This window comes from Prosthecobacter sp., assembly GCF_049294395.1.
In the GTDB taxonomy this organism is placed as follows: Bacteria; Verrucomicrobiota; Verrucomicrobiia; order Verrucomicrobiales; family Verrucomicrobiaceae; genus Prosthecobacter.
On sequence record NZ_JBAQCR010000362.1, the window covers coordinates 34,532 to 42,157 of the forward strand.

General features: G+C 60.5%; 6 protein-coding genes. 2 read left to right on the top strand and 4 right to left on the bottom strand.

Annotated features, from left to right (window positions below):
- Window positions 1–3 precede the first annotated feature (3 nt).
- Window positions 4–2,208 carry a M60 family metallopeptidase gene (locus tag WAW39_RS24415; RefSeq protein ID WP_422321772.1) on the top strand — a complete coding sequence of 735 codons (2,205 nt, stop codon included), beginning with the start codon at window positions 4–6 and terminating at the stop codon, window positions 2,206–2,208.
- Window positions 2,209–2,235: 27 nt separating this feature from the next.
- Here WAW39_RS24415 and WAW39_RS24420 read toward each other — a convergent pair whose 3' ends face one another.
- On the bottom strand, window positions 2,236–3,606 hold the full coding sequence (locus WAW39_RS24420; protein ID WP_422321773.1) for a DUF1501 domain-containing protein: 1,371 nt from the start codon (window positions 3,604–3,606) through the stop codon (window positions 2,236–2,238).
- A gap of 102 nt (window positions 3,607–3,708) precedes the next feature.
- Window positions 3,709–5,028, bottom strand: a complete 1,320-nt coding sequence (locus WAW39_RS24425; protein WP_422321774.1) for a PQQ-binding-like beta-propeller repeat protein — start codon at window positions 5,026–5,028, stop codon at window positions 3,709–3,711.
- Window positions 5,029–5,095: 67 nt separating this feature from the next.
- On the opposite strand from WAW39_RS24425, the gene WAW39_RS24430 reads away from it, so the two are divergent.
- A complete protein-coding gene (locus tag WAW39_RS24430) occupies window positions 5,096–6,022 on the top strand; it encodes a dihydrodipicolinate synthase family protein (protein WP_422321775.1) in 927 nt (308 codons plus the stop codon).
- Window positions 6,023–6,027: 5 nt separating this feature from the next.
- Here WAW39_RS24430 and WAW39_RS24435 read toward each other — a convergent pair whose 3' ends face one another.
- Both WAW39_RS24435 and WAW39_RS24440 read right to left on the bottom strand, forming a co-directional pair.
- Window positions 6,028–6,954 (bottom strand): hypothetical protein, encoded by a 927-nt coding sequence (locus WAW39_RS24435; protein WP_422321776.1) that lies wholly within the window; start codon window positions 6,952–6,954, stop codon window positions 6,028–6,030.
- 6 nt (window positions 6,955–6,960) lie between these two features.
- The coding region (locus WAW39_RS24440) for an N-acetylmuramoyl-L-alanine amidase family protein (RefSeq protein WP_422321777.1) at window positions 6,961–7,626 on the bottom strand (666 nt) is incomplete at its 5' end.

Genomic DNA, 7,626 nt, shown 5'->3' on the forward strand with positions numbered 1-7,626 from the left:
ACCATGAAATCAGCCACCACACTCGTCCTCCTCGCCTTTGTCGGGATCTTGCATGCGCAGATGCCGCCTGCGCTCGTGAATGCCGAACGCGCCAAAATCCTCGGCGGCGTCAAATCGGTGCCGAAGGCAGGTGCGCCGGGCCCCATCGGCATCTGGGGAAACATGGCATTCCCCATTCTCTCCGCGCCTGACAAAGATGGGGTCGAGATCGCCGTCGCAGCGGCGGCAGGTTATGCCAAGGGGCACGTCATTCTTTTTGGTCACAACAGCTACCTCGCCGGGGGTGAAGGCGGAGATCACGCGAAGCTCATGGAGAACTGCGTGAATTGGGCGGCCAACAAAGAAAAGCCTCGTCTGGGCCTTAAAGGCGTGAACGCGGTCAATTTGTACAAACAGCACGAATTCAAAGTGGAAACCTTTGACAAGATCGACAAGAAAAGCCTGAGCGACTTCGATGTCGTCATCGTCAACATGCAGGGCATCATCAGCGCCGAGGAAGGCGCGGCGGTGGCCGAGTATGTCAAAGGCGGCGGCGGCTTCATCGGCGGCATGACGGGCTGGGCTTTCAGCCAGACCAGCGGCGGCAAAGACCTGGCGGTGTCACACGGCCTCAACCAGGCGCTGATGCCCGCAGGCATCGCGATCACGGACATGAGCGCGTTTGACCAGTTGAAAAGCTTTGAAGCACGCGTGGAACTGCCCCAAATGATGAACGCCTCGGAAGCCATCAGCGCGATCAAAAAGCAACGCGACGGCGGCCCGGCGCTGACGGCTGAGCAGATGAAGCAGGGCACGAACGCCATCCAGATCGCCATGGCGGCTCAACCACCGGACCGCAGCAATCTGAAGACCGCTGTGCTCGCCGCACTGGGCAACTCTGGCGCCGATGCCGTGGTGCCGACGAAAGAGGTACCGCTTACCGCCGAGAAAAATGCCGCGCAGCGTTTGCGCCTCGGCATGGAGACACGCGTGCTGCGCCTTGCCGCCGGTGAAGGCGTGGCCGCCCATCCTGCGCATGAATCCTTCCCCGGCAAAGTGCCTGAGGGTGCACCACGTGTCTCGGGAGAGATCAAAGTGACTCCCAGCATTCCCGGCTGGACCAGCACCGGCCTCTATGCGGCCGCAGGCGACACCATCACCGTCACACTGCCGGAAAAACTCGCCGACAAAGGCTACGCCGTGCGCATCGGCTGCCACAGCGACACGCTTTACCATCTCGACAAATGGGAACGCGCACCGGACATCACCCGCAGCGTCGGATTAGCCACCGCCACCACGAAAACCGCCAGCTCCTTTGGCGGGCTCATCTACATCGAAGTTCCAGGCCGCGCCAAGGACGACGAGCCTTTCACCGCCACGATTCAAAACGCCGTGCCTGCACCGCTGTTCGTGCTCGGTCAGGATGATGACGCCAAATGGAGCGAAATCAAAAAGCGCCCCGCCCCGTGGGCCGAGCTCGCCTGCGACAAGATGATCGTGAGCTGCCCCACCGAGGTCGCGCGCGCCATCAACAATCCCACCCAGCTCATGGAGTTCTGGAAGAAGGTGGTCGAAGCGCAGGACGACATCACCAATCAAACGGCCGAACGCAAACGCCCCGAGCGTATCGTGGCGGATGTGCAGATCAGCGCCGGCTACATGCACAGCGGTTATCCCATCATGATTCCGACGAGCGCCGTACCAGAGATGACGACCTTTGGCAAACTGAAGTTCCCCGGCTGGGGTTTCTACCATGAGATCGGCCACAACCATCAGCGCGGCGATTTCACCTTCGACGGCACCGGCGAGGTCACCAACAACGTCATCGGCATGTACTGCTATGACGCCGTCTTGAAGAAGGACTGGCTCATCGGCCACACCGCCATCACCGAAGAAGCGCGCAAGGATAACATCCAAAAGATCAAGAAAGCGTCCAACAAGTGGCAGGTGTGGAAAAGCGAACCCTTCACCGCGCTGACCACCTATATCCAGCTCATGCAGGAGTTCGGCTGGGAAAGCTGGCGCAAATATCTCTACAGCTTTGACGACCCCTCATTCGGCCCCGCCCCGAAGGGCGATGACGAACGCCGCGACCAGTTCCTCGTGCGATACTCCAAGATCACCAACAAGAACCTTGGCCCCTTCTTCGATGCCTGGGGCATTCCCGTCAGCTCAGCCGCGAAGGCGGAAGTGAGCAAGCTGGATCCATGGATGCCGAAGGGGATGTGAGGCAGGTCGAACGTTGCGTCCTCTCACCTACACTCGAATCAATTCGCGGATGGGTGTCCCGTTCGGAACGATGGGTGTGGGGCGACCACTGAAGTCATTGATGGTTTCTTTGGCAGAGTCGATCCCCAGATGGTGGTAGATCGTGGCGAGGAAATCGTGCGGCGAGCAGGCGTGCTCGGCCACGTCTTCGCCGCGTTTGTCGCTGGCACCAATGATGCCGCCGGTTTGCAGGCCGCCACCAGCCCAGAGATTGGTAAAGGCACGCGGCCAGTGGTCGCGGCCCGGCTGCACGACACCCGCCGGCGCACTGGCCTCGCCTGCGCCGGAACTGGCAACGTGACTGATTCTTGGGGTGCGCCCAAACTCCCCACTGACCACGACGAGCACGCGTTTGTCGAGGCCACGCGCATACACATCCTCAATCAATGCTGAAACGGCCTGATCGAAGGCTCCAGCACGGAAGCGCAACGCATCAAAGACGTGGTGGTTGACGGCGTGATCATCCCAGTTGCCCACACGGCCGCATTGCGGGCCATCGAGGCAGCTCGTGATGATCTCCACACCCGATTCAACGAGACGTCGCGCCAGCAGCATCTGCTGCCCCCAGCGATGCATGCCGTAGCGCCCGCGCGTGCGCTTGTCTTCTTTGGAGAGATCAAACGCATGCCGCGTCCGCGGATTGGTGAGCAGCGTCATCGCCTGCGCTTCGAACTGATCCATCGCGCCCATTTCACCAGCGGCATCGACGTTCCGTTCCAGATTGTCGAGACTGTGCAGCAAGGCCATGCGGTCATTCAGACGGGCCAGCTTGGACGGGTCGGACAGGCCGACGTTTGGCACGGCGAAATCCGGGCGGCTGGGATCATTCAGCACCGCAAGCGGCGAATAGGCGGCGTTCACAAACCCCGGTCCGGCGATGGTGAAGCTGTCGTAATTGATGATCGGGTTCACGCCGATGTAGTTCGGCAACGGACTGCCGCGCTTGTTTTTCGAGCGCATGAAATTCGCCACGGTCATCCAGTCCGGCAGCAAGGGCTTGGGTTTGTCACGCGCATCCGTATCGCCACTGAGCATTTGCAGCGATCCCGCCGGATGTCCGCCGCCGGTGTGCGTCATGGAGCGCAGCAGGGTGAATTTGTCGGCGATCTTTGCCTGCAATGGAATCAACTCGGTGAGCTGCATTCCGGGCACTTTCGTTTTGATGGTCTTAAACGGACCACGATACTCGCTGCCGATGTCCGGTTTGGGGTCATAGGTGTCGAGGTGCGAGCACCCGCCGCGCAGCCACACCAAAATGACAGCGGTGCGTTCACGCGCAGGCTTCGCGGCATTCTCAGCGCGCAGCTTGAGCAATCCCGGCCAGCCCAGGCTCGCAAATCCCGTGAGTCCGAAGCGCATGAAGCCACGTCGGTCCAAGGGACCGGAACAAACAGACTTGGGCGAGGCAGAAGGCATGTGCAACCATACGGCTGCCAGCCGGGAATTCTTCGGAGCAGAGAATCACTTCGCCAGTGAAGCGCATACAATCTCCTCGTCATTCCGCATGAAGACGCACTGGTTGGCGAAGGCAGGGTGTGACCACACGACGGCCCGGCGTGGATCGGTGGTGGTGGGTTTCAGCAGCTTGGCCCGGCTGATCTCCTCATAACCTTGGGGTGTGAGATTGGCGATGATGAGATCCCCCTGCTCGTTGGCGAGGAAGAAGCGGTTCTCATGTTTGATGATGAAGGCGTTCGCCCAGCGGACGGGCGGGCCGCCGGTGGTGGCGGCAAAGGTTTCCCAGAGGCGCTCACCGGTGTCGAGCTTCAGGCAGCGGAGCTGACCGTAGCTGCAGACGCCGTAGATGTGACCGTTCTCGATGAAGGGCGTGCTGATGAGGCTGTGCAGCGTATCCGTATTCTTTTCGCTGAAGCTTTTGCCCTCCCATTGCAGCGTGGCCACAGGCTTGGTGGCATCCAGCTTGAAGCATTTTGCACTGGTGTAGAACGAGCTGAATAGGAGCCTATCTCCAGCAAGGCGTGGCGTGGCCACGGTGAGGCCAAAACGCACCTCCCATGGATAGGACCAGAACACTTTTCCCGTGGCAGGATCGAGCGAATTCACTGCCTGCGGATGCCAGAGGATGAGTTGCTTTGAGCCCCCGGCCTCAATCATCGTCGGCGGGCAGTAGCCGGGCTCGCGCGCATCCAGCGCACGCCAGATTTCTTTGCCACTGTCCTTGTCAAAAGCGACCGCCACGCTGCCGGGTCCGCCGCAGAGGCAGATCAGGCGCTGTCCATCGAGCAGCGGATGTCCGGCAAAACCCCACATCGGTGTCTTCGCTCCATATTCGGCTTTGAAGTCATGCGACCATAGCACCTTGCCGTTTGCGGCATCAAGGCACAGGAGGTTTCCCTCCGCGCCGAGAGTCCACACTTTGCCACCGCTCACCACCGGAGTGCAGCGAGGGCCGGTGGAATAGCTCATCGTGTAAGTGCATTCGTAGCGATGCTCCCAAACGAGCGCACCCGACTTCGCATCCAGACAAAACACGCGCTCGGTGCCGGGAATGATGCCCCGCGCAAAGGCATTGCCGGGCACGTTGCTCTTCTCAGCCACCTGGCGGTCCATGATATAAACCCGGCCTTCCGCGACGGCCGGACCGGTGTAGCCACCACCGATCTTCGCGCGCCATAGCACCTTGGGACCACCTGCTGGAAAGGTGTCGATGATGCCGGACTCGCGCCAGACGCTGTCGCTTTGAGGCCCCAGCCACTGCGGCCAGTCATCGGCACGGAGCATGGCGGACAGCAGGAGAAGGATGAAAAAGGCAGCGCGCATGGACAAACAAACTCACCACCATGAATCATGTTGCAGAGGATTTCGTGTATCGCAGGTTTGGAGCATTATGATGAACCTGCCCGACTCCCAACGCCTGCACAGCCTGGTCACGGCCACCCACACTCCATTTCATTCCGATGGCTCCCTCAATCTCAAGGTCGTGGAAAAACAACTGGAGTTCCTCCTGTCGAAAGGAGTGAACACCGTTTTCATCGGTGGCAGCACCGGCGAAAGCCACTCGCTTACCTATGAAGAGCGCCATCTCCTGGCCAAATTCTGGATGGCGGTCACGAAGGGCACCGCCATGCGCGTGGTGGTGCACGTGGGAGCAAACTGCGTTGCCGATGCGAAAGCGCTGGCGGAGCAGGCCGAGGAATTGGGCGCAGCAGCCATCGCAGCGCTGGCACCGATGTATTTCAAACCCAAGAATGTCGAGGTGCTGGTGGAGACGATGGCCCAGATCGCTGCAGCAGCGCCGGACACCCCTTTCTACTACTACGACATCCCTTCGATGACGGGCGTGAATCTCTCGGTGCCCGACTTCCTGCAGCAGGCAGGCAGGCGCATCCCGAATCTGGCCGGCGTCAAATTCACCAATCCCGACCTCATGGCCTACCAGTACGCGCTGCGTGCCGACAATGGTGCCTGGGACGTGCCCTTTGGCTGCGATGAGCACATGCTCGGTGCTTTGGCGATGGGTGCAAAGGGCGCTGTCGGCAGCGGGTTCAATTTCGCCGCTCCTATTTACCTGCGACTGCTGGCCGCGTTTGCTCAGAACGATTTTGCTGCTGCTCAGCGAGAGCAGTTTCGCGGGGTGCAGATCATCAGCACCCTTGTCAACTATGGCTACATGGGCGCGGCAAAAGCTGTGATGGCGATGCTCGGGGTCGATGTCGGTCCGGCGCGCCTTCCCAACACCACGCTCACTCCCGCACAAAAGGACCGGCTGCACGGCGAACTCGAAGCCATGGGCTTTTTCGAGTGGGTCAAATAAGCAGATCAGCGTGTGATCCGAATCAGAGGCGTCGGCAGGTGTTCGCTGATAATCCACAGCGTGCGGCTGTCGCTGTCATAGCAGACTCCTTCCAGCTGCCGCAGGAGTTGGGGTTCGATGCGCACCGGCGCTTCTTTCAGGGCCTCCGCGAGGGATTTCTCCTTGGGCAGCAGCCACTCATACAGGCTGCTGTAAGTGGAGACGACCATCCGTGATCCATCCGGCGAAAAGCACGCTGCCGTGGTCATGCAGTTGTCATGGGGGCGCTTGCCGGCGCGAATTAACTTCGGAAAAGTCAGGTCGGCCACTTTTTCGAGCACCATGCTCACCTTGGGCTGCAACGTCTGTGGAAAAGCATAGAGCGCGCACTTGCCGTCATCACTCTTGGTCAGGACGTAAAGGCGACGTGTCTGCGGGTGCACGAGCAGGCTTTCGGCATTGTACTTCCCGTCGGGATAGTTGGCGCGCCAGATCTGCGGCGCGGCGGTTTCAGTTTCCGCCACAGGCTGGCCCGCCGCACTGATTTCAGGCTCGTGGATCTGATAGACCTGAATCGAGGCGCGGATGTAAAGATTGTCGCCAATGTCGCCAATGAAGAGCGTCGGAGTTCCTTGCTCATCTTTGCCGGAAGCGATGTCCTCCCAGTCAAAGTTCGCCGCATCTCGCACACGCACCTTGGCGCGCGTTTTACCACTGCGGTCGATGGCAAAGACACATGGCTCGCCGCCGGAATCGTTCGAGGTCCAGAAAATCGAGGGATCACGGACACTCAGCGCCAGACCGGAGCTTTCATTGAGGCGCTTGTTTTCCAGGATGGCGACCTGCTTGCTCGTGCTGGGCACCGGCTTTTCCGGCCACGCGACCGCACTCTGCCCGCAGCAGGCAGAAACTGCCGTGAGAGCGAACACAAACTGGAGCAGAACCGCATTCATGTTTTTTCAACCCAGCGGCGTTGCCGGACCTTGCAGCATGCGGTTGTAGTGAAATTGCACACGCCCCTGAAACCACCGCCAGGTCTGACCCGGGCGGCCATTCTCCAGCAAGAAATGAGGGCAGTCCTTGTGCAGCGGACTGACACCGACACGTGGCCAGTGATAGTGCGGAACCACGTGATCGAGAGGAATGTTATACGCACGCATCAGATACGCGGCCAGCCGCGCCGTGCGGTCAATGGTTTGGCCAAGGTCATTGCCATGGTGCTCGCACATTTCGATGCCGATGCTGTAATTGTTGCCAACGCCATCGAAATCAGCGTGCTCGCCCTGCTCACGGCAGGGCAGGTGCTGGATGGCGATGTCATCCTGCACGGTGAAGTGCCAGGTAAGAAAGCCGATGCGGTTGCCCCCTTTGCGTTTCGTCGCACGCAGGGCGCCACGCTTCAGCGCCAGCGCGTGCTGGTAGGCATTGCCGGTGTAGTTCTGCGTACTATGAATGGTGATGTAGCGCGGATTCATCGGCCGGTAGTAGCGGCGGCCCACCGTGCCGGCGGGGATGATGTCGAGCTTGATGCGCGTCTCGGCGAGCAGCTGGTCCGGCGTCATCGCCCCGGGCGGCACCGGCGCAAACCGCGACTCCCAGCGTGCCACGCGAGAGCCGTCGTAGGT